This window comes from Agromyces salentinus, assembly GCF_009749395.1.
In the GTDB taxonomy this organism is placed as follows: domain Bacteria; phylum Actinomycetota; class Actinomycetes; order Actinomycetales; family Microbacteriaceae; genus Agromyces; species Agromyces salentinus.
Genome location: NZ_WBIR01000021.1, coordinates 1 through 24,387 on the forward strand (window position 1 = coordinate 1; position 24,387 = coordinate 24,387).

Below are 24,387 nucleotides of genomic sequence, written 5' to 3' on the forward strand. Positions count from 1 at the left end.
GGTACGGTTCGATAGCCGCGGCGAGCTTCGCGGGCGACATCGACTGCAACCAGATCCGGCCCGGGCCGTGGATCTCGGCGAGGAAGAGCGAGTCACCGAAGAACTTGTTCTTGATGCCCTTGACCGACGTGAACTCCAGGTTCATCTCCGCCTCGAACATCGCGAGGTGCCCCGGATGGATGAGCAGCGACTGCCCGGCCGGCAGCTCGTACTGCGGCGGCGTCGACACCGGATCGTTCTGGGAAGCCAAGACCCGCACCGCCCCGCAGTCCCTGCTGCACGCCGCAGCGATCGACCACTGCTCACCCGCCGAGCTGTTCCGCTGGACCCTCGACCCCTCCGCCGCGCACGATGCCGTGTCGATCCTGCTCAGCAACCCGACTGCAGCCACTGGATGGGCAGACTCAGTCCAGGCGATGCTCGAGGCAGACCCGCGCACGCGCGACTCGATCTGGCAGGGCGTCTCCCTCTCGCTCGGCGCGCTCGCTGATCCGCGAGTGCTCGACTCCGTTTCTCCCGATGGGACTGAGGCGTTCGACCCGGAAGCCTTCCTCCGAAGCAACGGCAGACTGTATCTGCTCGCCACCGGTGCCGGCGCGAACAACTCCGCCGCACTCGTCGCAGCGTTCGTCGAAAACCTCGTCGAAACCGCCAGGCGCATCGCCGCAACAAACGCCGGCGCCCGACTCGACCCGCCCTTGCTGCTCGCACCCGACGAGATCGGCAACCTCGCTCCTCTGCCCTCCCTGCCGAACCTGACGGCCGAGGGCGGCGGCACCGGAATCACGACCATGACTCCACGAACCCGATCTAACCGAGTCGAACATGCTCTGCGGCCATGCTCGCCAAACAATAAACGGCGACAATAAACGCCGAATAAACGCCGAATCCACCAGGTCCTCACTCCCATTTCGGGGCGAGAATCCTGGTGGATCAAGGGCTTTCGGAGCCGCCTGTGGGAATCGAACCCACGACCTTCTCATTACGAGTGAGACGCTCTGCCGACTGAGCTAAGGCGGCCAGTGATGATCGAAGCTCGAGAGCACCGATCGGCACGAGAGTCTATGTTAGCGGGTTTCTGGACGCGCGTTGACCACCGCTCAGCAGGTCGTGCCGTCGTCGGGCACCGTCCCGTCGACGAAGTACGCCTCGACCGCGCCATCGACGCACTCGTTGGACTTGTTGTACGCCGTGTGCCCCTCGCCCTCATAGGAGAGGAGCACGCCGCTGTCGAGCTGGTCGGCGAGCGCGACGGCCCACGTGTACGGCGTCGCCGGGTCGTTGGTCGTGCCGATGACGAGGATCGGGGCCGCCCCCTCGGCGCGGATCGGCGCACGCTCGGCCGTCGAGGTCGCCGGCCAGTCCATGCAGCCGAGGTCGCCGTACGAGAAGTAGGGGCCGATCACCGGAGCCGCCTCCGCGATGCTCGCGGCCTTCTCGCGCATCACCGCCACGTCGGACTGGTACGTGTAGTCGAGGCAGTTGATGGCCAGGAACGACTCCGTCGAGTTGTCGTTGTACGAGCCGTCCTCGTTGCGGCCGTAGTACCCGTCGGCGAAGGACAGCGCCGCGTCGGCGTCGCCCAGCATGACGGCCTCGAACATGTCGCTGAGGTAGGGCCAGGACTCCGCGCTGTAGAGCGGGTACACGATCGCCGTGACGAGCGTGTCGGCGCCGACCTCGCGCCCGTCGCTGCCGCGCATCGGGCTGGCGTCGACGGAGGCCAGGAGACGGCTGATCTCGTCCATCGAGTCGTCGACGGTACCGCTGAAAGGGCATTCGGTGCCGGCGAGGCAGTCGTCGAGGTATGCGCGCAGCGCCGACTCGAACCCCTTCGCCTGCTCGCGCGAGACATCCGCCTCGCCGGCGGCCGGGTCGATCGCCCCGTCGAGGACGAGCCGGCCGACCTTGTCGGGGAAGAGGCCCGCATACGTGGCGCCGAGGAACGTGCCGTAGGAGTAGCCGAGGTAGGTGAGCTCATCGTCGCCGAGCGCGGCGCGCAGCATGTCGAGGTCGCGGGCGGCGCTCTTCGTGTCGACCTCGCCGAGCAGCTCGCCCGTGCCGTCGCCGCAGGCGGCGCCGAACTCGGTCTTCACCTGCAGGGTGTTCTGGATCCATTCGTCGCTGCCGCGCTCGCCCTCGACGATGCCGAAGAGGAACTCGTCCATCTCGGCCGGCTGGTAGCAGGCGACGGCCGAGGACCGGCCGACGCCGCGTGGGTCGAACCCGACGACGTCGTAGTGCTGCTGCAGTGGCTCCCCCACCGCGTAGTCGAGCGAGTCGGCGACGAAGTCGTACCCCGAGCCGCCCGGCCCGCCGGGATTGACGAGCAGCGACCCGAGGCGCTCGCCGGTGGCCCGGTGCCGCACGAGGGCGAGGTCGATCTCGCCGGCAGAGGGGTCGTCCCAGTCGAGGGGCGCGGTCGCCGTCGCGCAGTCGAGCGAGTCGCCGCAGCCCTCCCAGCTCAGCGTCTGGCCGTAGAACGGCTCGAGCGCGGCGTCGACCGTCTCGCCCGTCGGCGTCGACTCCGACGTCGAGGGCTGCAGGATCGTGGGGACGCAGGCGGAGAGCACGAGCGCGGTCGCCGCTGCGGCGGCCATGACGGCCAGGCGCGCGCCACGCCGCATCCGCCCGGTCGACGCGGCTCGACGGGATGACTGGCGGGTTGACTGGGTCATGCGGCCCCTCGGTGGGTCTCTGGTGCTCGGATCGCGGAGACCAGCATGGCCTCCAGGGCCAGCGCGGGCGCGACGTTGCCCTCGATGCGCTCGCGCGCCTCTTGGATGGCGTCGAGCGTCGCGAGCGTGCGAGCAGGCGTCGCGGATGCCGCGGCCCGGCGCAGTCCGTCGATGATCTCGCGGTTGACCAGATCGACCTCGGCGTCGAGCTGGAGGAGCAGGACGTCGCGGTAGAGGGTCGTGAGGTCGACGAGGATGCGGTCGATGCCATCGCGGAGGCTTCGGGTGGCGCGTCGCTTCTGGTCGTCCTCGAGCGCCTTGATCTGCGATCGGAGGGCGGACGGCACCGCCTGCCCGGGCGCGATGCCGAGCGAGTGCAGCGCGTGCTCGCGCTCCTCCGCGTCGCGGAGCAGGGTGATCGCCTTGGCGTCGTCGCCGGCGATCTCGAGGTGGCGCGCGGCCGTCGCCACGGCCGTCGCCGCCGAGCGCACCTCGAGCGCGAGCCGCAGGGTCTCGGCTCGACGCCGCCGCGCCTCGTCGCTGGTCGCGAGCCGGTGCGCCATGCCGATGTGGCTCTGCGCCTCCCGCGCGCATCGCTCGGCGAGCTCGGGCTCGATGCCGTCGCGGCGCACCAGGAGCGCTGCCACGTCGGCCACGCTCGGCATCAGCAGCCGGACGGAGCGGACGCGCGACCGGATGGTCGGGATGAGGTCGGCCTCGCTGGGTGCGCAGAGGATCCAGACGGTGCGCTCGGGGGGCTCCTCCAGTTCCTTCAGGAGGAAGTTCGAGGTCTGCTCGGTCATGCGATCGGCGTCTTCGACGATGATCACGCGATGCCGGCCGACCGACGGCGCATAGTGCGAGCGCTTGACGATCTCGCGGACGTCGTCGCGCTTGATGATGACGCCCTCGGTGGCCAGCACGTGGAGGTCGGGGTGGCTACGCGCCTGCACCTGGATGCGCGTCGGCTCGTCGCCGTCGGGCAGCCCCGAGATGAGGGCCACCGCGAACGCGTAGGCGAGGTTCGACCGACCCGAGCCCGGAGGACCGGTGACGAGCCAGGAGTGGGTCATCTGCTGCGACGCGACGACCGGTCCGGCGGATGCCTCGCGGCTGCCGCCGCCCGCCGCCTCGGCGGCCCCGCGGAACACCGCGATGGCCGCGTCCTGGCCGGTCAGCTCACTCCACACGCTCACGGCACCACGCTACCTTCCGGCGCCGACACGGGCGCCATCGAGGCGAGCACGCATGTCAGAGCAGTGCCACGACGCGCGCGCGGATCGTCTCCGCGATGACGTCGACGGGCTCAGCCGCGTAGATGACGAGGAACCGCTCGGGCTCCGCTTCGGCGAGCGCGAGGAACGCACCCCGAACCCGGTCGTGGAACTCGGATGCCTCGGCCTCGAGCCGGTCGAACCGGGTGCGGGCGCCGTCGAGCCGCGCCCGGGCGGATGCCGCGTCGAGGTCGAGCAGGACCGTGAGATCGGGCTTGAGGCCATCGGTCGCCCACTCGGACAAGGAGCGGATGGCGTCGGGGTCGAGGACGCGGCCGGCGCCCTGGTACGCCACGGAGGAGTCGATGTAGCGATCCTGGATGACCACGTCGCCGCGATCCAGCGCCGGACGGACCAGGGTCGCGACGTGGTGCGCACGATCGGCCGCGTAGAGCAGCGCCTCCGCGCGCGGCGCGATGTCCCCGCGATGGTGCAGCACGATCTCGCGGACCTCGACTCCGACCTCGGTGCCGCCGGGCTCGCGGGTCCGGACGACCGCGCGGCCCTGCTCGGCCAGCCAGGACTCCAGCAGCTCGGCCTGCGTCGTCTTGCCGGTGCCGTCACCACCCTCGAGGGTGATGAAGACGCCGCGACTCACGCCTCGCTCGGCTTCGTCGACGTCTTCGCAGCAGCCGTCGTCTTCGCGGCGGGCTTCTTGGCCGCGGGCTTCTTCGCCGCCGGCTTCTTGGCGGCGGGCTTCTTCGCCCGAGGAGCCGCGGGCCCCTTGTCGCGCTTGATCTGGAGCAGCTCGACGGCACGCTCGAAGGTGATCTCCTCGACCGACTCGGCTCGCGGGATCGTCGCGTTCGTCTCGCCGTCGGTGACGTACGGACCGAACCGGCCGTCCTTCACCTTGATCGGCTTGCCGCTCACCGGGTCCTCGGCAAACTCCTTCAACGCGCTGGACGCACGGCGGGCGCCGTACTTGGGCTGCGCCAGCAGCTCGAGCGCGCCGGGCAGGTCGATGTCGAAGATCGCATCCTCGCTCGGCAGGGTGCGGGTCTCGGCCGCCTTCTTCAGGTACGGGCCGTAGCGGCCGTTCTGGGCGGTGATCTCCTCACCGGACTCGGGGTCCAGTCCCACGACGCGCGGCAGGTCGAGCAGCTTGAGCGCGGTGTCGAGGTCGATCTCCTCGATCTGCATGCTCTTGAACAGCGAGGCCGTCCGGGGCTTGACCGCGGCGGGCTTCTTCGCGCCCCGCTTGGGCTTCGGGGCGTCGACCACTTCGCCGGTCGCGGGGTCGACGGTCGCGGCATCCGTCTCGGGCTCGGGCTCGAGCTCGGTCACGTACGGGCCGAACCGGCCGTCCTTGACGACGACCTCCTTGCCGTTCTCGGGGTTCACGCCGAGCACCCGATCGGTCTGTACGGGCGCGTCGATGAGCTCCTGCGCCTTGGCGGGGGTGAGCTCGTCGGGGGCGAGGTCGAGCGGCAGGTTGACGCGGCGCGGCGGCGCGTCGGCCGCGGCATCCGCATCGACGGTCTCGAGGTAGGGGCCGTACTTGCCGATGCGGAGGGTGATCGCATCGGTGATCTGGATGGAGTTGATCTCGCGCGCGTCGATGTCGCCGAGGTTGTCGACGACCTGGCGGAGGCCGCGGTGCGTCTCGTTGCCGAAGTAGAACCCGTTGAGCCAGTCGACGCGGTCGGCCTCGCCGGACGCGATGCGGTCGAGGTCGTCCTCCATCTCCGCGGTGAAGTCGTACTCGACCAGGTCGCTGAAGTGCTCCTCGAGCAGGCGCACGACCGAGAACGCGATCCAGCTGGGCACGAGGGCCTGGCCGCGCTGCGTGACGTACCCGCGGTCGATGATGGTCGAGATGATCGAGGCGAAGGTCGACGGCCGGCCGATGCCGAGCTCCTCGAGTCGCTTCACGAGGCTGGCCTCGGTGTACCGCGGGAGCGGGCTCGTCTCGTGGCCCTTGGCCTCGACGTGCTCGAGGGCGATCTCCTGCCCCTCCTTCAGCGCGGGCAGCTTCGCCCCCTCGCCCGAGGCGTCCTCGGCGTTGCGCTCCTCGTCGCGTCCCTCCTCATAGGCGGAACGGAAGCCCGGGAAGGTGATGACGGTGCCGCTCGCGGTGAACTCGGCGATGGTGCCGCCGATCGTCGCGGTCGCGCCGTCGGGGGCGGATGCGTCGGCGGCCGTGGGGCCGACCTCGATGGTCACGGTCGCAGTCTGGCCCTTGGCATCGGCCATCTGCGACGCGACCGTGCGCTTCCAGATGAGGTCGTAGAGCTTGAACTCGCTGCCGCGCAGCACGCTCGCCAGCTCGGACGGGGTTCGGAACACCTCGCCGGACGGGCGGATCGCCTCGTGGGCCTCCTGGGCGTTCTTGGACTTGCCGGCGTACACGCGCGGGGCCGAGGGGATCGACTCGGCGCCGTACAGCGCGGTGGCCTGGGCCCGGGCGGCGTCGATCGCCTGCTTCGAGAGCGAGACCGAGTCGGTACGCATATAGGTGATGTACCCGTTCTCGTACAGCGACTGCGCGACCCGCATCGTGTCGCGCGCCGAGAGGCGGAGCTTCCGTCCGGCCTCCTGCTGCAGCGTCGACGTCGTGAACGGGGCGGCGGGACGGCGGGTCCACGGCTTCTGCTCGATCTTGGACACCGCGCGCCGCACGCCCGGCGCGCGCAGGGCCTCGGCGAGCGCCTGCGCGGTCGCCTCGTCGAGCACCGCGGCGCTGCCCTTGAGCCGGCCGAGGTCGTCGAAGTCGCGGCCGGCCGCGATCCGCTGGCCGCCCAGGCGGACGAGCTTCGCGTCGAACGCGGACGCCGCGGCGGCCTCCGGTGCGAACTTGCCGATGAGGTCCCAGTACTCGGCCGAGCGGAAGGCGAGGCGCTCGCGTTCGCGGTCGACGACGAGCCTCGTCGCCGCGGACTGGACGCGGCCCGCGGAGAGGCCGGGGCCGACCTTGCGCCAGAGCACCGGGGAGACCTCGTAGCCGTACAGGCGGTCGAGAATGCGGCGGGTCTCCTGGGCGTCGACGAGCGCGGTGTCGAGTTCGCGCGTGTTGTCCTTGGCGCGCTGGATCGCGTCCTTCGTGATCTCGTGGAAGACCATGCGGCGCACGGGCACCTTGGGCTTCAGCTCCTGCAACAGGTGCCAGGCGATGGCCTCGCCCTCGCGGTCCTCATCCGTCGCGAGGAGGAGTTCGTCGGCGTTCTTGAGCGCGCGCTTGAGCTCGGCGACCGTCTTCTTCTTCGAGTCGGAGACGACGTAGTAGGGCTCGAAGCCGTTGTCGACGTCGACCGAGAACTTGCCGAGCCCGCCCTTCTTCAGTTCGGGCGGAAGGTTCTTGGGCTCGATGAGGTCGCGGATGTGACCGACCGACGAGAGCACCTCGTAGCCGTCGCCCAGGTATTGGGCGATCGACTTCATCTTGGTCGGTGACTCGACGATGACCAGTTTCTTCGCGCCTGACACCAGACTCCTCTGTATTCCGTGATGGAGATCGCACGCGGACCGCGCCCCCGAGCGGTGTGCCGCCGAGCGACCGAATGCCCCCGACAAGCCACACCATACACATATTGACCGTGAGCGCACCGATGCGCCGACCCGCCGTGGCACCGGTCCGGCACGTACGGCGGGCCGTGGGACCCCCCTTGCGTTCCGCGCGGAGCGGAGGACAATCGAGACCATGGACACCTCTTCCACGAGCACGTACACCGCCAAGCTGATCGACGGGCCGCTCGAGGGCAAGACGGTCGCGACCGCCTTCCTCGACTCGGGCGAGCCTCGGCCGAGACTCGAGCTCAACGTCGAGCAGGGCAAGCACTACGTCTATGGGCGCGGGGCCGGTCTCGAGTTCAGCGCCGACGACGACGACCGCCCGACGGCGGTCGAGTACCGGTTCCTCGAGACCACGTTCGAGTGATCGCCCGGCGGCCCGGCTGAGCGCCGCGCCGCTGGTGGGTAGCGTGGCGTGACGGCGGGGCGCGGCGTACGCTTCCGCGCCGCGCTGGGGCCGTGCCGCGCGCTGGTGGGCCGCGCCGTGCCGTGCCGTGCGCTCACGGTGCGCTCCCCGGCGGTCCTGCGCGAGCGGATGCCACGGGCTCGATGCCCGGGATCGCGCTCGCGACGGCGACCACGACGACGCTGACCGCGCCATCGACCGCGCATGAGACGAGTCGTCCGCCGTTCCTCGCCGCGAGTCGGGTGGCGACGTCGCACGGGGTGCCGATGATCGCGCCCGAGGCGGCATCGGCCGCGGCGAGCGCCGACGCATCGGCGGCGCCCGCCGCTCGGCGAACGTCGGCGTAGGTCGAGATCGCGCCGAGGGTCAACGTCGTGAGCAGCACGAGCGCGCCGACGATGCCGACGGCGACGATGCTCGCGGCGCCGTGCTCGCCGTGGCCGGGCCGAGTCGATGGCCTGTGGCAGGGTGGCCGCACCATCGGGCGGCCCATCAGCGGCCGCCCGCCATCGCGCAGGACTCGCTCCGCAACGGCACCGCCGCGAGGAGCCCGCCGCCAGAGGCCCCGAGCGTGACGCACACGAAGGTGCCGTCATCCGAACTCTCGAACGAGGACGGCGAGGCGATGCGGTGCGCGATGCCGGCCGCCTCGGCGGACGACTCGCCCCGGCCGAGCGATCGCGCGGATGCCGCGGCGGCATCCGTCAGGCGGACCTCGAGCGCGACCAGGTGCACCGCCGCGAGGCAGATGGCGAGGACGAGCATGATCGCGGGCAGCGCGACGGCGAACTCCGCCGTCACGCTGCCGCGATCATGCCACCGCTCAGCCGACGGTGAGGGCGTTGCGCACGAGGTCGGTGAGGATGCCGCGAACCTCGTCGCCGCGGAGGATGACGACGAGGAGCCCGGCGAATCCGACCGCCGCCATCGTGGCGACGGCGTACTCGGCCGTCGCTGCGCCCCGTTCCGCGCCAGGCAGCGTCCGCACGCGGCGGAGCAGCCTTGAACGGAACGCGGCCGACGGGTCGGCCTCGTCGGTGGGAGCGGCGAGGGTGACGCCGTCGGCGCCTGCCGGGTCGTCGGGGGCTCGGTGCTGGGAGATGGACATGGGGCTGTTCCTTCCGGTGGGGCCGGCTCGCCGGCTCGTGGGTGGCACGTCTGGACATCGCTCATGCGGCACCACCGAGGGTGCCGGTGACGACGGAGATGAGCAGCGGGGCGACGCCGAGCAGCACGAAGGCGGGCAGCACGCACACCCCGAGCGGCAGCATGAGCCGCACCCCGAGGGCGGCGCCCCTGGTGGCGGCTTCCGTGCGCGCCATCCGGCGGTGCCGCCGGGCCTCGGCTCGAAGCAGGTCGACGAGCGGCGCACCGGCGCGTTCGGCGAGGGCCACGGTCTCGACGATGGCCGCTCCGCCGAGCGATCGCACGCGATGGGCCGCGAGGGCGTCGGCCACGCATCGGCGGGCTCGTTCGACCGACGCTCCACCGGCCATCGCGATCGCGAGCAGTTCGAGCTCGAGTCCGGCGCCGTCGTCGAACGCCGAGGCGCGAGCGGCGAGGGACCTGCTCCAGCGTCGCGCGATGAAGAGGAAGCCGATGCCCAGCACGAGGCAGACCATGCCGATCGGATTGCCGAGCAGCACCGCGGCGGTGTCGAACCCGAGCAGCGCGCCGAACGCCAGGGCCACGAGGGGCAGCGCCAGGACCATGCGTGCGCTCGCCGTCGGACCGGCGAGCGAGGTGCGGACCTCCCGGCGGAGCTGCGCCTCGTCGCGGAGGGCCGAACCGAGCTCGCGGAGGCTCGCGGTCAGCGGCGCGCCCGACTCGCTGGCAACCGCCCAGGCCGCAGCGAGCACGGCCCAGCCGCCGGCCCGTTCAGGGAGGAGTCCGCCTGCAGCAGCGGCCTGCCGCGCCGGACGCGTGGCCTCGTCGACGGCGAGCGCGACGGACTCGCCCCGCTCCGCGGCCGACGCGGCGGCGACCAGCACGGGGGCGCCGCCCACCTCCGCGAGATGGCGCCATGCCGCCGCGGCGGGGACGCCGGCCGTCAGCAGCACGGCGAGCCGCTCGACGACGGCGGCGACCTCGTCGACCTCGGCCGCGTCGTCCGGCCGTCGGTCGAGCAGCGGCACGCGCTCCCGCAGGCGCTCGACGAGTCCGGGACCGCCCCCGCGGGTCACCGCTCCTCCCCCGCGTGGACCGGCTCGACGGTGAGCGCGTCGCCGTCGAGGCGGAGCCTGCCGATGCCCGCGAGGCGTCGCCGTCCGTCCACGCGCTCGAGGTGCACCACGAGGTCGAAGGCGCTCGCGGCCTGCCGGGCGACGGCCCCCGGCGACATGCCCGCGACGGCGCCCAGCGCCTCGAGGCGCGTGGCCACATCGGCCAGGGAGTTCGCGTGGAGCGTCCCGGCTCCCCCATCGTGGCCCGTGTTCAGGGCCGAGAGGAGCTCGCGCAGTTCCGCGCCGCGGCACTCGCCGACGACGAGACGATCGGGGCGCATGCGCAATGCCTCGCGGAGGAGTGCGTCGAGCCCGATGCGGCCCGTGCCCTCGATGTTCGCCTGCCTGGCCTCGAGCACGACCGCGTGCGGATGTGCGACCTGCAGTTCGGCGACGTCCTCGATCACGACGATGCGCTCGTGCGCGGGCGCCTCGGCGAGCAGCGCGGCGAGCAGCGTGGTCTTCCCTGTTCCGCCTGCCCCCGTGACGAGGAGGTTCTCGCGACGCAGGACGGCGTCGCGCAGCCGCGCGGCGTCGTCGGCCGTGATCGCGCCGCTAGCGGCGAGCGAGGCGAGGGTGAAGCCGCCGGGCCTCGGGATGCGGATGGAGAGCAGCGTTCCGGTCGTCGCAACCGGCGGCAGGACGGCGTGCACGCGGATGCCGCGTCCGAGCCGCACGTCGACGGCCGGCGTCGCCTCGTCGATGTGCCGGCCGCCCTTCGCGATCAGGCGCACCGCGAGCGCCCGAACGGCGGCCTCGTCGGCGGCCCACGCCGGCTCGTGCCGTGCGCCGTCGCCACGATCGACGAAGAGGCCGCGCGCCCCGTTCACGAAGAGGTCGGTGACCGGGCCCGACGCCGCGTAGGGCGCGAGGGGTCCGAGGACCTCGAAGTCGTGGTCCTCCGCGGCGAAGACCGGCTCGCCGGGGTCGCCCGGGTCGATCACCTGGGCAGCGCCCGCGGCCGAGGCGGAACCCGCGTGCGCCTCACCGATGGGCCAGGCACCACGTTCGAACGAGTCGGACGTCTCGAACGACCGGGGCCCGCCGGCCGGGGCTCGATCGGACCCGACGGAACCCGCGATGGGCGGCGCCCACGCCGAGGATGCCGGCTGGGCGGGATCGGGCCTGGGCTCCAGCCACGACGGGGTGGCGACGAAGGGTGCGGACATGACCTCGACGGTACGGACGCCGCCAAGCGCGCGGCATCCGATCGCCGGGGGAAATGGAAAGAGCCTCCCCCACGCCGTTGTGGAGGAGGACTCGATCTCTTCAGCGCTGCTCGGGAAACAGCGCGCCCTTAACGAAAGGGGGCGGCACCCATTGGGGGGAACAGGTGCCGCCTCGGCAGCACAAGGATTGGGGGGAATCGCGAGTGCTGCAGGCCACGAAACGATGTTCGGGCGATACTCAGCATACGGCCTAACGATGTCTTCGCAAGCACTTTCTGTCCTCATTTGTGCGGACATACAGATTTCTCTGCGCAAAGGCACAGTAATGGGCGATCGGGTACAACGGAAGCCCCTCGCCGGGCGTGCCCGAGACACCGGACGAAACCCTCCACGCCTGCGAGGTAGGGTGCTCTTGGGGCAGGCGACCCACCGATGATCCATATCGCGAAGGAGCGACTGAAGAACCATGACCGTTCAGATCGATCACGCCCTCGAGGAGATCAGGCGATTCCGCCCGAGCCCCGAGTTCGCCGCCAATGCCGTCGCCGACACGAGCCTCGCCGAGGCAGCCGAAGCCGACCGGCTCGGGTTCTGGGCCGACCAGTCGCGCGAGCTGCTCACCTGGAGCAAGCCCTTCACCAAGACCCTCGACTGGTCGAACCCGCCGTTCGCGAAGTGGTTCGAGGACGGCGAGCTCAACGTTGCCGTCAACTGCCTCGATCGCCACGTCGAAGCCGGCAACGGCGACCGAGTCGCCCTGCACTGGGTCGGCGAACCGGGCGATACCCGCGACATCACCTACGCCGAGCTGACCGACGAGGTCAAGCGGGCCGCCAACGTGCTGACCGAGCTCGGCGTCGGGTCCGGCGACCGCGTCGCCATCTACCTGCCGATGATCCCCGAGGCGGTGGTGTCCATGCTCGCCGTGGCCCGCATCGGCGCGATCCACTCGGTCGTCTTCGGCGGGTTCAGCGCCGACAGCCTCGCATCGCGCATCGACGACGCCGAGGCATCCCTCGTCATCACCGCCGACGGCGGCTACCGCAAGGGCAAGGTGTTCCCGCTGAAGCCCGTCGTCGACGAGGCCATCACGAAGTCGGTCGCCGGTTCGGTCAGGAACGTGCTCGTCGTGCGCCGCGGTGAGAACGAGGTCGCCTGGAACGACCACGACCTCTGGTGGCACGACACCGTCGGCACCGCGTCGAACGAGCACGAGGCCGCGGGCTTCGAGGCCGAGCACCCGCTGTTCATCCTCTACACCTCGGGCACCACCGGCAAGCCGAAGGGCATCCTGCACACGAGCGGCGGGTACCTCACGCAGGCGGCGTTCACCCACAGAAACGTCTTCGACCTGCACCCCGAGACCGACGTGTACTGGTGCACGGCCGACGTGGGCTGGATCACCGGGCACTCGTACGTCGTCTACGGCCCGCTCGCCAACGGCGCCACGCAGGTGCTCTACGAGGGCACGCCCGACACGCCGCACCCCGGTCGCTGGTGGGAGATCATCGAGCAGTACAAGGTCTCGATCCTCTACACGGCGCCGACCGCCATCCGCTCGTTCATGAAGCTGGGCCGGCAGATCCCGCACGAGTTCAACCTCCGCTCGCTGCGCCTGCTCGGGTCCGTCGGCGAGCCCATCAACCCCGAGGCATGGATCTGGTACCGGCACGTCATCGGCGGCGGCTCGATCCCCGTGGTCGACACGTGGTGGCAGACCGAGACCGGCGCCATCATGATCTCGGCGCTGCCCGGCATCACCGACCTCAAGCCCGGAAGCGCGCAGGTCGCGATCCCGGGCATCTCGATCGACATCCTGTCCGACGACGGCACGTCCGTCGAGGGCGAGGGCGGCGGATTGCTCGTGGTCACCGAGCCGTGGCCGTCGATGCTCCGCGGCATCTGGGGCGACCCGGAGCGGTTCAAGGAGACCTACTGGGAGAAGTTCGGCGACAAGTACTTCGCCGGCGACGGTGCCAGGCGCGACGCGGACGGCGACATCTGGCTGCTCGGCCGGGTCGACGACGTCATGAACGTGTCGGGCCACCGCCTCTCGACCGCCGAGATCGAGTCCTCGCTCGTCGCGCACCCCTGGACGGCCGAGGCCGCCGTGGTCGGTGCCGCCGACGAGACCACCGGCCAGGCCGTCGTCGCCTTCGTGATCCTGAAGGCCAGCCAGGCCGAGCGCGTCACCGACGTGCAGGCGGCCAGCGACGAGCTTCGCAAGCACGTCGCGACCCAGATCGGCGCGATCGCGCGTCCGCGCCAGGTGTTCATCGTGAACGAGCTGCCGAAGACCCGATCGGGAAAGATCATGCGGCGCCTGCTGCGCGACCTGGCCGAGGGCCGCGACATCGGCGACACGACCACGCTCGCCGACACGTCGATCATGCAGACGATCAGCGACCAGGTGAAGTAGGAGAGTTCGAACCACGGATGCCGCGGCGAGAGCCTTCCCGTCGCGGCATCCGTCGTCCGTCCGCCGTTCGGCGCGTGATCAGGGTGCCGGCGAAGCGTCACCTCCTGCGGGCGAGGCGTCAGCCGCGCGACTCCGTCGCGAGCGCGCGCGCCTCCACGCCGAGGTCGGGATGGTCGACGAAGACGCCGTCGACGCCGGTGGCCAGCACGTCGCCGAAGGCGCCCGTCCAGTCACCCCAGGCGGCCTTGCCCTTGCCGCGCCGGTACGCCGCCGGCAGGAACCGGTTCTCGGGCCTGAGCGTCCACGTGAACACGTCGAGCCCCGACTCGTGGGCGGCGTTCACGAGCCGGGCCCCTCGAAGCGGCGACTCCTGACCTCCGGCCGGTGCGCCCGAACCGGTGTCGCCCCCGAGGAGGCGCCCCACCCCGACGCTCACGCCGTCGAACCGGCCCGCGAGCGAGCGGAGTCCGGCCGCCGTGACGAACGAGTCGTACGAGGGCGCCGAGGCGCCGGCGGAACGGACCAGGTCGGCCGGCGCCCCGGAGCCCTCGACGAGCAGCACGCGGGCACCGCGGATGCCGCGGGCCCCGAGCTCGTCGAGCAGTGTCGGCTCGAACGCCTCCATGATCAGGCGCTCGTCACCGACGCCCCATCCGGCGCCGCGGAGCTCGGCGGCGAACAACTCGTCGAGCGGCAGGCCGATCGAGGCGAAGTGGCTGGCGTGCTTGAACTCCGCGACCATCCGCAGCATCCGGCCCCGTTCGTCGGCGGCCCGGTCGATGATCGCGAAGAGGTCGCGGAGCCGGATCACCGGGTAGCGCCCGTCGAAGCTCGCACTCGCGTGGCGCAGCGCGCCGAGCCGCTCGGTCGCGCGGAGCGTCGCGAGCTCCCCCCACGTGAAGTCCTCGGTGAACCAGCCGGTCAGGGGCGACCCGTCGATCTCGCGCGTCGTGCGCCGACCGGCGAACTCGGGCCGGGAGGCGACATCCGTGGTGCCCGAGATCTCGTTCTCGTGCCGCAGCACGAGCACGCCGTCGCGCGTGGCGACGAGATCGGGCTCGACGGCGTCCGCACCGAGCGCGAAGGCGAGCTCGTAGGCCGACCGCGTGTGCTCGGGGCGGTACCCCGGAGCACCGCGGTGCCCGATGACGAGCGGCTTCGGCGTGCGTGCGTCCGACATGCGCCTCAGCGTAACCGTCGAGATCGGTCGAACCGGCGGAAATCCGCGTGGATTCACGGCATCGTCACGGAATTCACCGGATAGATTGGATGTTGCACCGGATGCAGCATCCGAACCCTTCCCCCGCACCGACGACAGCCGAAAGCAGAGGAACACCATGGCTCTCGACAACCCCGCCTTCTCGCGGAATTCCGCCTTCTCTTCGCAGGGAGCCCAGGCCGTCGCGCAGAACGTGTCGGCTCAGGAGCTGCACGAGATGTACAACCAGCCCGCGACGCTGCCCGATCGCGAGGTCATGACCGTCGAGAACACCATCTCCAAGACGGTCGCCGCCTTCGCCGTCATGCTCGTGGGCGCGGCCATCGGCTGGGTCATGACCCCGGTCATGCCCGCGCTGTTCTGGATCGCGTCGATCGTCGGCTTCGTGCTCGCGCTCGTCAACATCTTCAAGAAGGAGCCGTCGCCGCCCCTGATCCTCGCCTACGCGGGCGCCCAGGGCATCTTCATCGGCGGCATCTCGCTGATCTACGAGGGCATGTACAGCGGCATCGTCGCGCAGGCCGTCATCGGCACGCTCGTCGTGTTCGGCGTCACGCTCGCGCTCTTCGCGAGCGGCAAGGTGCGCGCCTCGAAGAAGGCCACGAAGGTCTTCCTCATCGCGATGGTCGGCTACCTCGTCTTCTCCCTCGTCAACATGATCCTCATGTGGACCGGCGTCAACGACGACCCGTGGGGCCTCCGCGGCGCCGAGATCTTCGGCATCCCGCTCGGCCTCGTGATCGGGGTCCTGGTCATCCTCATGGCGGCCTACTCGCTCGTGCTGGACTTCGACGCCATCCAGCAGGGTGTCCGCAACCGCGCCCCGAAGAAGTACGGCTGGTCCGGCGCCTTCGGCATCATGGTCACCGTCATCTGGCTCTACCTCGAGATCCTCCGCTTCATCGCCATCGCGCGCGACTAGCACCGACTCGATCGAACGGACGGGGTCGCCTTCGGGCGGCCCCGTTCGTCGTCTCCGAGGGAGAACGGTGAGGGCGGATGCCGCGTGCTGCGGCATCCGCCTCTCGCCGCGCTCGTGAGCGCGGACCGCTCAGAGACCGAGCGTCGCGAGCGAGTCGCGGATCGCGCCCGCCGAGGCCTCGAGGAGCTTCGCCTCGGCGTCGGACATCGGCGCCTCGGCGATCGGGAACGCGCCCTCGCCGCCGACGATGCTCGGGATCGAGAGTGCAATGCCGTCGAGGCCCCGGATGCCGCTCAGCACCGTGCTGACCGGCAGCACGGCCCGTTCGTCGTTCACGATCGCCTCGACGATGCGGGCGCCCGCGAGGCCGATCGCGTAGTTCGTCGCGCCCTTGCCCTTGATGACGGTGTAGGCGGCGTTGCGCACCTCGTCGGCGATGTCGTCGAGCTCGCCGAGCGTGAACGGCTCGCCGCCGCGCCAGTCGAGGATCGGGACGGGACCGATGCCGGCCTGGGACCACAGCGGGAACTCGGTGTCGCCGTGCTCGCCGACGATCGCGGCGTGCACGCTCGACGTGGAGACGCCGGCGCGCTTGGCGAGCAGCCACCGCAAGCGAGAGGTGTCGAGGACCGTGCCGGAGCCGAAAATGCGGTTGGCGGACAGCCCCGAGATGCGCTGCGCGGCGACCGTCATGACGTCGACCGGGTTCGTCACCAGCACGTAGATCGCGTCGGGCGCCCGCTCGAGCAGGTTCGGCAGCAGGCTCTCGAGGATCCGGACGTTCGTTCCGGCGAGGTCGAGCCTCGTCTGCCCCGGTTGCTGCTTGGCTCCGGCCGTGATGACGACCACGTGCGAGCCCTCGACCACGCCGAGATCGGCCCCGCCGCTCACGCTCGCGCCGGTGAACTGGGTGCCGTGCGCGAGGTCGAGCACCTCGGCCTCGACCTTCTCGCGGGCGATGTCGTAGAGCGCGACCTCGCTCGCGGCACCCCTGATGAGCGTGGCGTAGGCGAGGCTCGTGCCCACGCTTCCGGCTCCGACGACCGTGACCTTGATATTCTCCACCACTCCCATACGGCCAGTCTGGCACTCGATCCGAGGGTGCATCGCCGATTACGACACCACCCGGAACGACGAACCTTCGCTCGTTCCCACTGCTTCTCGGACGGAGCCTTTCCAAAGCCTTGCTGACTGCCATGATATGACTGCAACCCGTCACGCGATTCGGTCTCCCGCCGCTCGCGGCCCCTACCAGTTCGGAGTCCGTGGTGCTCTCACGCCCTGCAACTCTTCGTGTCCGCAACGTGATTCGGATCGCGGCAGCAGCGATCGTTTCGGGCGCGCTCCTAGGAGGCGGGGCGGTGCCATCGCAGGCCGCCGCCGCCGCTGATGCAGGGCGTATAGAGGGGGTCGTGACCGACAGTGGTGGAATACCCATCGCGCAGGAAAGCGTCGTGCTCCATGGCTACACCAACGTCACCGCCGGTTCCACACCTTCGCGCGTCGTCGATTGGACGCTCACGGATGCGTCCGGTGCATACCAATTCGCGGAGGTTCCGGCTGGAACGTACACGCTCAGCTTCGAGTGCGCACGCGACGAATGCGAGCGCGGAATGCTCGACGAGTGGTGGTCGCACCGGCCTGATGAGCAGCGCGCCACACGCTTCACGCTCACCGCAGGGCAGATCCGGGACGGCATGAACGCGAAGCTCTGGAGCGGAGCCACGATCTCGGGCACGGTCACAGACACCTCCGGCCGCCCCATCGGGGGCGTTGCCGTCAGCTCGACACCTGCCCTCAAGGACGGCTCCCCGAGCACGCAGGCCGACGGCACCTACGCGCTCCGCGGCCTCTGGCCCGGCGTGTACACGCTCAAATTCGTGCCGCCCGACCGATCGGGCTTCCTCGCGGAAAGCTGGAACGACGTCTATGAGGAGTACATGACCGGGGATCTCATCCACGTCACGGGTACCGATATTTCGGGGATCGATGGGCAACTCGCCATCGGCGGCTCGATCTCGGGGGTTGTCCGGGATGAAAGCGGCAGTCCCGTCGATGCATGGATCGAGCTCGAACCAGACTGGGCCGGGAGCCCTCAGTTCTTCGGACCCTCCCATGGATCCGACGGCTACCTGATCGGCCCATTGCCCCCTGGTCGCTATCGGGTGTGGGTTCATCCCTATGATGACGTCCTTGAGGACGAATGGTGGAAGGACGCGCCGGCCTCCGAGGTGGCTTCCTGGATCGAACTCTCCGAAGGCCGAAAGGTGACCGGCATCGACGCGACCGTGTCAAGCGAACGGACGACGCTCTCCGAACCCGCGATTACAGGGACCGTGCAGGTCGGCGTGTCGGCGGCGGTCGTCGCATCCAGCACCACTCCAGGCGCCACGCTGGACTACCAATGGTTCGCAGGAGGAACCGCGATTCCCGGCGCGACGAGTCGGAGTTACGTTCCGAAGCCGAGTGACGTTGGACTCTACTTGTATGCCCGCGTCATCGCGCGAGCAGCGGGGTACGCGCCGATCATGAAGGAGTCCGCATTCAGTGGAGCGGTCAGCCGGGTCTCGCGAATCTCAGGTGCAGACCGCTACTCGATCGCGGCGGCGGTGTCGAAGGCGACGTTCGCCGCTGGAGTCGCAACGGCATACGTCGCTTCCGGCGAGAATTCGACGGATGGGCTGATTGCCGCCGCCGCCGCCGGGGCAAGTGGAAGCCCACTCCTCTACTCCACCCGGGACACGATCCCAGCCGCTGTCCTCACTGAATTGAAGCGGCTTCGCCCGAACCGGATCGTCGTGATCGGTTCCACCTCCTCGGTCGGCAGCGCGGTGTCGTCGAAGTTGGCGGCGCTCACTCCCGGTGCCGACGAGCGGCTTGCCGGAACCGATCCGTACTCCACGGCTGTCGCGGTGTCGAAGGCGAGATTCTCGTCGGGTCAGCCCGTCGTCTACGTGACTGGTACCTCTGACCTGACCCATGCGCTGACAGCGCCTCCCATCACTGCAGGCGCGAAAGCGCCACTCCTGTTGACAGCACGTGATTCGATACCGCCCAGCGTGCTCACTGAAATCCGCCGACTCCGGCCGTCGAAGATCATCGTGCTGGGTGGTGCGGGCGCGGTGAGCTCCGTCGTCGCGTCGAAGCTCACTGCACTGACCCCGGGCGCCGATGCCCGAATCGCCGGCACCGACCGGTACGCTTCTTCAGCCTTGCTCTCGTCGTCGAAGTTCGGGGCGGGCGTACCGATCGTGTACGTCGCGAGCGGGTCCACTCCGCAATTGGCGTTCGCCGCTTCGACGGCCGGCGCCCGACTGCGTGGCCCCGTGCTGCTCACCCAAGCCGACCAGGTACCGAAGTCCATCATCGCCGAACTCAAGAGGCTCAAACCCGGGCGGATCGTCATCGTCGGTCCCACCGGTTCGGTCAACGATTCCGTGCGTTGGCAGCTCGAAGCACTGAAGTAACATTTGGCACCGCCCCCGCCGTTCGGCGATCCAGGCGGCGCCGTGAACTCCGAAGGGCGCCGACCTCACGGTCGGCGCCCTTCGCGTCAGCGCGCGATCACTCCCACTCGATGGTTCCCGGCGGCTTCGACGTCACGTCGAGCACGACGCGGTTGACCTCGGCCACCTCGTTGGTGATGCGGTTCGAGATCTTCGCGAGCACGTCGTACGGCAGGCGGGTCCAGTCGGCCGTCATCGCGTCTTCGCTCGACACGGGACGCAGCACGATGGGGTGCCCGTAGGTGCGGCCGTCGCCCTGCACGCCCACCGAGCGCACGTCGGCGAGCAGCACGACCGGGCACTGCCAGATCTCCTGGTCGAGGCCCGCGTTCGTCAGCTCCTCGCGCGCGATCGCGTCGGCCTGGCGGAGCAGAGCGAGACGATCACGGGTGACCTCGCCCACGATGCGAATGCCGAGGCCGGGCCCCGGAAAGGGCTGGCGACCGACGATCGCCTCGGGCAGGCCGAGCTCGCGGCCGATGGCGCGGACCTCGTCCTTGAACAGCGTGCGGAGCGGCTCGACGAGCTCGAACTGCAGGTCTTCGGGCAGGCCGCCGACGTTGTGGTGGCTCTTGATGTTCGCCGTGCCCGTGCCGCCGCCCGACTCGACCACGTCGGGGTAGAGCGTGCCCTGCACGAGGAACTTGATCGGCTGGCCGTCGGCGGCGGCCTCGGCGATGAGGTCGCGCTCGGCCTGCTCGAAGGCGCGGATGAATTCGCGGCCGATGATCTTGCGCTTCTCCTCGGGGTCAGTCACCCCGGCGAGCGCATCGAGGAAGGTGTCGACCGCATCGATGGTGATGAGGCGCACGCCGGTCGCGGCGACGTAGTCCTGCTGCACCTGCTCGCGCTCGCCCTCGCGGAGCAGGCCGTGGTCGACGAAGACCGCGGTGAGCTGGTCGCCGACCGCCTCCTGCACGAGCGCCGTGGAGACCGCCGAGTCGACGCCGCCCGAGAGCGCGGAGATCACGCGCGCGGAGCCGACCTGCTCGCGGATGCGGGCGACCTGCTCGGCGATGACGTTGCCCGAGTTCCAGTCGGCCGGGATGCCGGCCGCACGGTGCAGGAAGTTCTCGATGACCGTCTGGCCGAACTGCGAGTGCTTGACCTCGGGGTGCCACTGCACGCCGTAGAGGCCCCGCTCGTCGTTCGCGAACGCGGCGACCGGAGTCGTGGCGGTGGAGGCGAGCACCTCGAAGCCCTCGGGCGCGACGGCGACCGAGTCACCGTGGCTCATCCACACGATCTGGTGCTCGGGCTGTCCGCCGAGCAGCGCGTTCTCGTCGTCGGTGCGCAGCGTCGTCTCGGTCGAGCCGTACTCGCGGTAGCCCGTGTGCGCGACCTCGCCGCCGAGCTGGCGAGCCATGACCTGGAAGCCGTAGCAGATGCCGAGCGTCGGCACGCCGAGCTGCAGGATGCCCTCGTCGAGCGACGGCGCGCCCTCCTCGTAGACCGAGGACGGCCCGCCGGAGAGCACGATGCCGATCGGGTTCTTCGCGCGCATCTCCTCGGCGGTGATGGTGTGCGGCACGATCTCGGAGTAGACGGATGCCTCGCGCACGCGTCGAGCGATCAGCTGCGCGTACTGCGCGCCGAAGTCGACGACGAGGACTGGGCGCTGCTCGGTGGGCTGGTCGGTCACGGCTGGGCCTCCACGGGGTCGGCGTCGGATGTGGTCTGGTTCGCCTGCGACGCGGCCTCGCGCGCTTCGCGCGCCGCGAGGTACGTGTTCACCTGGCGGGCGATGCGCCCCTCGAGGAAGAACGAGAGGAAGGGGATGACGCCGCCGAGGGCGATGAGCAGGAACTTCGAGAACGGCCAGCGCATGAGGCTCCAGAGCCGGAAGTCGCTGAAGAGGTAGACCACGTAGAACCAGCCGTGCGCGATGAGGATGCCGGTCGAGAGATTGACGCCCTCGCCCGTGGAGACGAGCCCCGCCGGCGTCTCGACCACGGGCGCGAACGCGAGGAACCCGGCCGGCCCGAACGCGAAGAGCTCGGTGTGGAAGACGTACTTCAGGAGCATCTCGGCGCAGAGCAGCAGCAGCATGACGCCGGTGATGACCGACGTGACGGCGTAGAGCTTCAGCGCCCCGCGAATGCGCGGCAGATCGGCGAGTTTCGGCTCGAGGGGCATGCCGACAGTCTACGTGGCCCGAATCCGAGTGCATGCCGGGAGGAGGGGTCCGCGCCGGCCGCCAGTCGGGTGCGGTCCGGGCCGCGAGGACCGGGACGACGGCGAGGGGTCAGCGCGCCGAGGGTCCGCCGGAGGTCGGCGGGGCTGCCGCGCCTGAGCCTGCCGCGGCCGCGGCAGCCTCCTCGGCCTCCTGCTCCTCCCGCTCGACCGCATCGCGCACGAGGCGGTACCAGAGGTAGACGGCGAAGCCCGCGAACACGGCCCATTCGACGGCGTAGAAGACGTTCAGCCAGTTGAGCTCGACGCTCTCCTCGGGCGGGGGCGAGGCGATCGCCTCGAGACCCGGCGCGGCATCCGTCGTCGTGATGTAGCCGAAGTAGACGGGCCGGTCGTCGAAGTCGGCCCACACGTTGATCAGCTGGGCCACGGCGACCGTGGTCATCGCGTAGGGGTCGCCGTCCTCGTCGGGCTCGATGGGCGCCTCGCTCGGCAGGAATCGGCCGACGACCGAGACCTCCGACCCGTCGGCCGCGGCATCGACGGCATCGGCGGCCGCCTGGGCGGACGCCCGATCGGGGGCCCAGCCGAGCGCGATGGGAAGGCCGCCCGGCGCGGCATCCGTCACCTCGAGGTGCGCGACCACCCAGAACCCGGCGACGCCGTCGTTGAGCCGCCCCTCGATGAGCACGGTATCGCCTGGCACGACCGTGCCGTGCACCTCGACGCGCTGGGCGGTGGCCACCTGCTCGGTCGGCTCGTCGGGCTGCACGAGGTCGCCGAACGCGAGCACCTCCTCGGTGGGCCGCTCGATCGTCGTCGACTGCTCGACCGCCCGCTCGATCTGCCACTGCCCGAGGAGCGCGAAGGCCGCGGCGACGGCGAGCGCGAAGATCAGCGCGAGCACCCATCTCGGGCGCAGCATCATCTGCAGCATCAGGCCCCGATGCCTCGCACGAAGGCGGAGGGAATGGCGTCGGGCATGCCGTCAAGTCTACGTCGCGGAGCCACCACCGGATTCACGGCGCCGGCTCCGCGACGACTGGGTCGAGCGGCGGGAACGCCCGGGCTCAGTCCACCGTCACGATGTCGGGCGCACCGAGGCGCACCCGGTCGGCCGACTCGTCGTCGGGCTGCAGCTGCGAGTCGCGTTCGGCGGCGACGCGCTCGAGGTAGCGCTCGACCTCCAACTGCTCGCGGGCGGCATCCCACCCGAGCACGCCGGCCATGAGCCGAGCGGCCACGGGAGCCGCCGAGACCCCGCGGTCCCACGCCTCGATCGAGATGCGCGTGCGGCGGGCGAGCACGTCGTCGAGGTGCAGCGCCCCCTCGTGGGATGCCGCGTAGACGACCTCGGCCGCGAGGTAGTCGTCGGCACCCGGCAGGGGCTCGCCGAGCGAGGCATCCGCCCTGATGAGGTCGAGCAACTCATCGGTCATCGTGCCGTAGCGGTTCAGGAGGTGCTCGATGCGCACCTTGTGCACGTCGAAGGCGCGCGCGATCTTGCTGCGCTTGTTCCAGGCCGCCTGGTATCCCTCGGCCCCGAGCAGGGCGATGTCCTGCGTGGTCGAGGGCGGGACCCGCCCGTCGAGGGCATCCGCCGCCGCATCGATCGCGTCCTTCGCCATGATGCGATACGTGGTCCACTTGCCGCCCGCGACCACCACGAGGCCGGGCACGGTGTGCGCGACGATGTGCTCGCGTGACAGCTTGGAGGTCTGGTCGCTCTCACCCGCGAGCAGCGGCCGCAGTCCGGCGTAGACGCCCTCGACGTCTTCGCGCGTGAGTGGGATCGCGAGCACCGAGTTCACGTGCTCGAGCAGGTAGTCGATGTCGGCCGCCGTCGCAGCGGGGTGCGCCTTGTCGAGGTTCCAGTCCGTGTCGGTCGTGCCGATGAGCCAGTGCCGGCCCCACGGGATCACGAAGAGCACGCTCTTCTCCGTGCGGAAGATCATGCCCATCGCCGACTGGATGCGGTCGCGGGGCACTACGAGGTGGATGCCCTTCGAGGCGCGCACCTTGAACGTGCCCCGCTCCCCCACCATGCGCTGCGTGTCGTCGGTCCAGACGCCCGTCGCGTTCACGACCTGCTTGGCGCGGATCTCGAAGTGCTCGTCGTTCTGCAGGTCGTGCGCCTTGACGCCGACGACGCGCTCGCCGACCTTGATGAACCCCTCGACCTTGACCCGCGAGGCGACGTGGGCGCCGTAGGACGAGGCGGTGCGGGCGAGGGATGCCACGTACCTGGCGTCGTCGACCTGGGCGTCGTAGTACGTCAGTCCGCCGACCAGCGCGTCGTTCGACAGCGACGGGATGGCGCGCATCACCTGACGCTTGGAGAGGTGGCGGTGATGCGGGACGCCGGGCGGGCGCCCGCCCGTGTAACTGAAGACGTCGTACAGCAGCATGCCCGCACCGATGTAGATGCGCTCGAACACCCGCTTCTTCAACGGGTAGAGGAACCGGACCGGCTTGACGAGGTGCGGGGCGATGCGCTGGAGCAGGAGCCCGCGCTCGATGAGCGCCTCGCGTACGAGCCGGAAGTCGAGCTGCTCCAGGTAGCGGATGCCGCCGTGCACGAGCTTCGACGATCGACTCGAAGTCCCTGACGCCCAGTCGCGCGCCTCGAGCAGCCCCGTCGACAGGCCTCGCGTCACGGCGTCGAGCGCCGCGCCGGTGCCGACGATGCCGCCGCCGACGACGAGGATGTCGAGTTCCTTCTCCTTCAGCCGCGCGATCGCGGCGTCACGCTCCTCCGGGCCGAGCTTGGTGGATCGGGCGACGGATGCCGGGGCATCCGCCGGGCTGCCGAACGCAGCGCCCCCGATCGTCGAGCTCGCGCCCGTCGCAGCCGGCTTCGACGCGGAGGTCGCCGCCTTCGCACGCCCGGTTCCGGCCGAGGCCGGCTTCTGTGTCGCCATCGTCGTCC

20 protein-coding genes, 1 tRNA gene and 1 pseudogene are annotated in these 24,387 nt (G+C 70.3%); 5 read left to right on the plus strand and 17 right to left on the minus strand.

What is annotated here, in order from left to right; translation table 11 throughout:
- Positions 1 to 160, minus strand: a 160-nt coding sequence (locus GQQ95_RS19700; RefSeq protein WP_246205704.1) for an AIM24 family protein, incomplete at its 3' end; no start/stop codon positions are given.
- A 55-nt stretch (positions 161 to 215) separates the two neighbouring features.
- On the opposite strand from GQQ95_RS19700, the pseudogene GQQ95_RS19510 reads away from it, so the two are divergent.
- Positions 216 to 794, plus strand: a pseudogene (locus tag GQQ95_RS19510) (type IV secretory system conjugative DNA transfer family protein); the annotation flags it as partial.
- A 153-nt stretch (positions 795 to 947) separates the two neighbouring features.
- On the opposite strand, the gene GQQ95_RS16615 reads toward GQQ95_RS19510, so the two are convergent.
- The 5 genes from GQQ95_RS16615 to topA form a co-directional block, all read right to left on the minus strand.
- A tRNA-Thr gene (locus tag GQQ95_RS16615) sits at positions 948 to 1,020 on the minus strand.
- Between the two features lie 80 nt (positions 1,021 to 1,100).
- Positions 1,101 to 2,678 carry an alpha/beta hydrolase gene (locus GQQ95_RS16620; protein ID WP_157428741.1) on the minus strand — a complete coding sequence of 526 codons (1,578 nt, stop codon included), beginning with the start codon at positions 2,676 to 2,678 and terminating at the stop codon, positions 1,101 to 1,103.
- Positions 2,675 to 3,874, minus strand: coding sequence for a DNA polymerase III subunit delta' (locus GQQ95_RS16625; RefSeq protein WP_157428742.1), 1,200 nt, complete (start codon positions 3,872 to 3,874; stop codon positions 2,675 to 2,677). The genes GQQ95_RS16620 and GQQ95_RS16625 overlap by 4 nt, the downstream gene beginning before the upstream one ends.
- A gap of 55 nt (positions 3,875 to 3,929) precedes the next feature.
- Entirely contained in the window at positions 3,930 to 4,550 is a 621-nt protein-coding gene (gene tmk, locus GQQ95_RS16630) for a dTMP kinase (RefSeq protein ID WP_157428743.1), read from the minus strand.
- The gene (topA, locus tag GQQ95_RS16635; protein ID WP_157428744.1) at positions 4,547 to 7,378 is read right to left on the minus strand and encodes a type I DNA topoisomerase; all 2,832 of its coding nucleotides are present in this window, start codon (positions 7,376 to 7,378) and stop codon (positions 4,547 to 4,549) included. Before topA ends, tmk begins: the two co-directional genes overlap by 4 nt.
- A gap of 214 nt (positions 7,379 to 7,592) precedes the next feature.
- On the opposite strand from topA, the gene GQQ95_RS16640 reads away from it, so the two are divergent.
- Positions 7,593 to 7,829 carry a hypothetical protein gene (locus GQQ95_RS16640; RefSeq protein ID WP_157428745.1) on the plus strand — a complete coding sequence of 79 codons (237 nt, stop codon included), beginning with the start codon at positions 7,593 to 7,595 and terminating at the stop codon, positions 7,827 to 7,829.
- Positions 7,830 to 7,962: 133 nt separating this feature from the next.
- Here the strand turns inward: GQQ95_RS16640 and GQQ95_RS16645 are convergent, their stop codons facing one another.
- From GQQ95_RS16645 to GQQ95_RS16665, 5 genes are all read right to left on the minus strand, one after another.
- Complete coding sequence (locus GQQ95_RS16645) at positions 7,963 to 8,349, minus strand: Rv3654c family TadE-like protein (RefSeq protein WP_157428746.1); 387 nt, start codon at positions 8,347 to 8,349, stop codon at positions 7,963 to 7,965.
- A gap of 11 nt (positions 8,350 to 8,360) precedes the next feature.
- The gene (locus tag GQQ95_RS16650; RefSeq protein WP_246205675.1) at positions 8,361 to 8,669 is read right to left on the minus strand and encodes a TadE family type IV pilus minor pilin; all 309 of its coding nucleotides are present in this window, start codon (positions 8,667 to 8,669) and stop codon (positions 8,361 to 8,363) included.
- A gap of 22 nt (positions 8,670 to 8,691) precedes the next feature.
- Positions 8,692 to 8,868: a DUF4244 domain-containing protein gene (locus tag GQQ95_RS19705; RefSeq protein ID WP_246205706.1), complete on the minus strand. Its 177-nt coding sequence runs from the start codon at positions 8,866 to 8,868 to the stop codon at positions 8,692 to 8,694.
- A 169-nt stretch (positions 8,869 to 9,037) separates the two neighbouring features.
- Positions 9,038 to 10,051: a type II secretion system F family protein gene (locus GQQ95_RS16660; RefSeq protein ID WP_246205698.1), complete on the minus strand. Its 1,014-nt coding sequence runs from the start codon at positions 10,049 to 10,051 to the stop codon at positions 9,038 to 9,040.
- Positions 10,048 to 11,259, minus strand: a complete 1,212-nt coding sequence (locus GQQ95_RS16665; protein ID WP_157428748.1) for a TadA family conjugal transfer-associated ATPase — start codon at positions 11,257 to 11,259, stop codon at positions 10,048 to 10,050. The genes GQQ95_RS16660 and GQQ95_RS16665 overlap by 4 nt, the downstream gene beginning before the upstream one ends.
- 466 nt (positions 11,260 to 11,725) lie before the next feature.
- On the opposite strand from GQQ95_RS16665, the gene acs reads away from it, so the two are divergent.
- Positions 11,726 to 13,678 carry an acetate--CoA ligase gene (gene acs, locus GQQ95_RS16670; RefSeq protein WP_157428749.1) on the plus strand — a complete coding sequence of 651 codons (1,953 nt, stop codon included), beginning with the start codon at positions 11,726 to 11,728 and terminating at the stop codon, positions 13,676 to 13,678.
- A gap of 118 nt (positions 13,679 to 13,796) precedes the next feature.
- Here the strand turns inward: acs and GQQ95_RS16675 are convergent, their stop codons facing one another.
- Positions 13,797 to 14,858, minus strand: coding sequence for a glycerophosphodiester phosphodiesterase family protein (locus tag GQQ95_RS16675; protein WP_157428750.1), 1,062 nt, complete (start codon positions 14,856 to 14,858; stop codon positions 13,797 to 13,799).
- 157 nt (positions 14,859 to 15,015) lie between these two features.
- Between GQQ95_RS16675 and GQQ95_RS16680 the strand changes: the two genes are divergently transcribed.
- Complete coding sequence (locus GQQ95_RS16680; RefSeq protein WP_157428751.1) at positions 15,016 to 15,819, plus strand: Bax inhibitor-1/YccA family protein; 804 nt, start codon at positions 15,016 to 15,018, stop codon at positions 15,817 to 15,819.
- A gap of 129 nt (positions 15,820 to 15,948) precedes the next feature.
- Here the strand turns inward: GQQ95_RS16680 and GQQ95_RS16685 are convergent, their stop codons facing one another.
- Positions 15,949 to 16,893, minus strand: a complete 945-nt coding sequence (locus tag GQQ95_RS16685; protein WP_157428752.1) for an L-lactate dehydrogenase — start codon at positions 16,891 to 16,893, stop codon at positions 15,949 to 15,951.
- Positions 16,894 to 17,231: 338 nt separating this feature from the next.
- On the opposite strand from GQQ95_RS16685, the gene GQQ95_RS16690 reads away from it, so the two are divergent.
- Positions 17,232 to 19,286: a cell wall-binding repeat-containing protein gene (locus GQQ95_RS16690; protein WP_157428753.1), complete on the plus strand. Its 2,055-nt coding sequence runs from the start codon at positions 17,232 to 17,234 to the stop codon at positions 19,284 to 19,286.
- Positions 19,287 to 19,383: 97 nt separating this feature from the next.
- Here GQQ95_RS16690 and guaA read toward each other — a convergent pair whose 3' ends face one another.
- From guaA to GQQ95_RS16710, 4 genes are all read right to left on the minus strand, one after another.
- Positions 19,384 to 20,967 (minus strand): glutamine-hydrolyzing GMP synthase, encoded by a 1,584-nt coding sequence (gene guaA / locus GQQ95_RS16695; RefSeq protein WP_157428754.1) that lies wholly within the window; start codon positions 20,965 to 20,967, stop codon positions 19,384 to 19,386.
- A complete protein-coding gene (locus tag GQQ95_RS16700) occupies positions 20,964 to 21,461 on the minus strand; it encodes a DUF3817 domain-containing protein (RefSeq protein WP_157428755.1) in 498 nt (165 codons plus the stop codon). Before GQQ95_RS16700 ends, guaA begins: the two co-directional genes overlap by 4 nt.
- A 109-nt stretch (positions 21,462 to 21,570) precedes the next feature.
- Positions 21,571 to 22,383 carry an SURF1 family cytochrome oxidase biogenesis protein gene (locus tag GQQ95_RS16705; RefSeq protein WP_170297109.1) on the minus strand — a complete coding sequence of 271 codons (813 nt, stop codon included), beginning with the start codon at positions 22,381 to 22,383 and terminating at the stop codon, positions 21,571 to 21,573.
- A 145-nt stretch (positions 22,384 to 22,528) separates the two neighbouring features.
- Positions 22,529 to 24,379, minus strand: coding sequence for a glycerol-3-phosphate dehydrogenase/oxidase (locus tag GQQ95_RS16710; RefSeq protein WP_157428757.1), 1,851 nt, complete (start codon positions 24,377 to 24,379; stop codon positions 22,529 to 22,531).
- Positions 24,380 to 24,387 lie beyond the last annotated feature (8 nt).

Bases quoted from the DNA above. Each gene is read 5' to 3' on its own strand.
- GQQ95_RS16620 (WP_157428741.1), bottom strand. From the start codon at position 2,678: ATGACCCAGTCAACCCGCCAGTCATCCCGTCGAGCCGCGTCGACCGGG.
- GQQ95_RS16640 (WP_157428745.1), top strand. From the start codon at position 7,593: ATGGACACCTCTTCCACGAGCACGTACACCGCCAAGCTGATCGACGGG.
- GQQ95_RS16645 (WP_157428746.1), bottom strand. From the start codon at position 8,349: ATGGTGCGGCCACCCTGCCACAGGCCATCGACTCGGCCCGGCCACGGC.
- GQQ95_RS16665 (WP_157428748.1), bottom strand. From the start codon at position 11,259: ATGTCCGCACCCTTCGTCGCCACCCCGTCGTGGCTGGAGCCCAGGCCC.
- acs (WP_157428749.1), top strand. From the start codon at position 11,726: ATGACCGTTCAGATCGATCACGCCCTCGAGGAGATCAGGCGATTCCGC.
- GQQ95_RS16675 (WP_157428750.1), bottom strand. From the start codon at position 14,858: ATGTCGGACGCACGCACGCCGAAGCCGCTCGTCATCGGGCACCGCGGT.
- GQQ95_RS16680 (WP_157428751.1), top strand. From the start codon at position 15,016: ATGGCTCTCGACAACCCCGCCTTCTCGCGGAATTCCGCCTTCTCTTCG.
- GQQ95_RS16685 (WP_157428752.1), bottom strand. From the start codon at position 16,893: ATGGGAGTGGTGGAGAATATCAAGGTCACGGTCGTCGGAGCCGGAAGC.
- GQQ95_RS16700 (WP_157428755.1), bottom strand. From the start codon at position 21,461: ATGCCCCTCGAGCCGAAACTCGCCGATCTGCCGCGCATTCGCGGGGCG.
- GQQ95_RS16705 (WP_170297109.1), bottom strand. From the start codon at position 22,383: ATGCTGCGCCCGAGATGGGTGCTCGCGCTGATCTTCGCGCTCGCCGTC.
- GQQ95_RS16710 (WP_157428757.1), bottom strand. From the start codon at position 24,379: ATGGCGACACAGAAGCCGGCCTCGGCCGGAACCGGGCGTGCGAAGGCG.